The organism is Chamaesiphon sp. OTE_20_metabat_361 (assembly GCF_031364565.1).
Window position 1 is genome coordinate 1 of the sequence record NZ_JANLWO010000469.1, and the last position, 1897, is coordinate 1897.

The following is a 1897-nucleotide window of genomic DNA, read 5'->3' on the forward strand; positions in this document are numbered from 1 at the left end:
ATCGGTGGCTTCCGCGCGCTCGAAGCGTTAGGACACAAGCCGAGCGTCTATCACATGAACGAAGGACACTCTGGCTTCCTGATTCTCGAACACATGCGCGTGCTGATGCAGCGCGATAAGCTGTCTTTTGTCGAAGCCAAGCAAGTCGCCCAATCGACCCAAATTTTCACGACGCATACTCCCGTGAGTGCGGGTTTCGATCTGTTCCCACCAGACAAGACGATGTACTATGTGGGACATTATGCTGGCGTCTACGGACTGAATAAGGATGAATTCATGGGCTTGGGGCGTGAAGATGCCACCGCGCTAGAATCGCCGTTTAGTATGGCGGCGCTGGCGATGAAAACGTCTAGTTTTGTCAATGGTGTTGCCAAGCTGCATGGAGTCGTCTCGCGGGAGATGTTCCAGAACATGTGGAAGGATGTCCCGATCGATGAAGTACCGATTACTTCAGTCACTAACGGCGTTCACGCGCGTAGTTGCGTGGCTAAATCTGTCCAGGAACTATACGATCGCTACCTCGGTCCAGAATGGTCGGAGCGCCCGATCGAAGACCCGATTTGGAGTAAAATAGACGCGATTCCCGATGAGGAACTGTGGCGCAATCACGAACACAGTCGCTCGGAAATGGTCGTCTATGTACGAGATCGCATTGTCAGCCATCTCAAAGAGCGTAGTGCAACCCTCGCCGAAATCGATCGCGCTCAGCAAGCATTAGATCCCAGCGTACTGACGATCGGGTTTGCTCGTCGGTTTGCGACGTACAAGCGTGCCACTTTATTCCTGCGAAATCTCGATCGGATTAAAGAAATCATGGTCGGCAATAAAGGTCGCAAAGTCCAATTTGTAATCGCCGGGAAAGCACACCCCAAGGATATCCCCGGTAAAGCACTGATCCGCGATATCGTTCACTTCACTCGCACCGAAGGGATGAACTCAGTAGTCTTCGTTCCCGACTACGATATTTATGTATCGCGGGTGATGGTGGCTGGTTGCGACATCTGGCTGAATACCCCCCGTCGTCCCCATGAAGCCTCTGGTACCAGCGGTATGAAAGCGGCGATGAATGGTTTACCCAACTTGAGTATTCTCGATGGGTGGTGGGATGAAGCCGATTATGTCAAAACTGGTTGGCCGATCGGACATGGCGAACTGTATGCTGATGAAGGGTATCAAGATGAAGTAGAGGCTAATTCCTTCTACGATCTCCTGGAGCAAGAAATCGTGCCGCTGTTCTACGATCGCGATAAAGAAGGCTTACCCCGCAAATGGGTTGCCAAGATGAAAGATGCCATCCGGCTCAATTGTCCGACCTTTAATACCGCCCGGATGCTCCGCGATTATGCCACCATCGGCTACTTCCCGGCGAGCGATCGCAATCATGTTGTCACCGACGACAACTATCAAGCCGGAAAAGATCTCGCCCACTGGAAAGAAAAGATGCTCAAACATTGGGGCGATCTCAAAATCCACACCGTCGATGTCTCGGCACCTGAAGATATCAACGTCAATCAAGCGATTTCCGTCAAGAGTCTGATCCAGCTCGGTAATTTGGAACCTCATGACGTCCAAGTCGAACTGTACAAAGGCGCTGTAGACACCAACGGTAAAATTACCAACGCAGACACCGCTGTCATGACCTACCAAGGTCGCGATGGTGCAGGCAATAGTCTCTACACCAGTGAGATTGCTTACGCCGCCAGCGGCTTGCAAGGCTTGTCTCTGCGCGTGTTGCCCCACAACCCCCATCTGAGCAATACTTATGAGTTTGGATTGATTCAATGGGCATAGATAGCTAACGCAGGTTAGCAATTAAAATTGTGAGTCGGGAAGAGGGCATAATTTTTTATGCCCTCTTCCCAATTTTTTAGTGATGTTGCTGGATCTTTTTGGATAG

General features: G+C 51.0%; 1 protein-coding gene. It reads left to right on the forward strand.

Going from position 1 to position 1897, the window contains the following annotated elements:
* Nucleotides 1–1791 (forward strand): alpha-glucan family phosphorylase (gene glgP / locus RMO35_RS13750; RefSeq protein WP_309741867.1); only part of this gene is annotated, 1791 nt, incomplete at its 5' end.
* Between the last annotated feature and the right edge of the window lie 106 nt (nucleotides 1792–1897).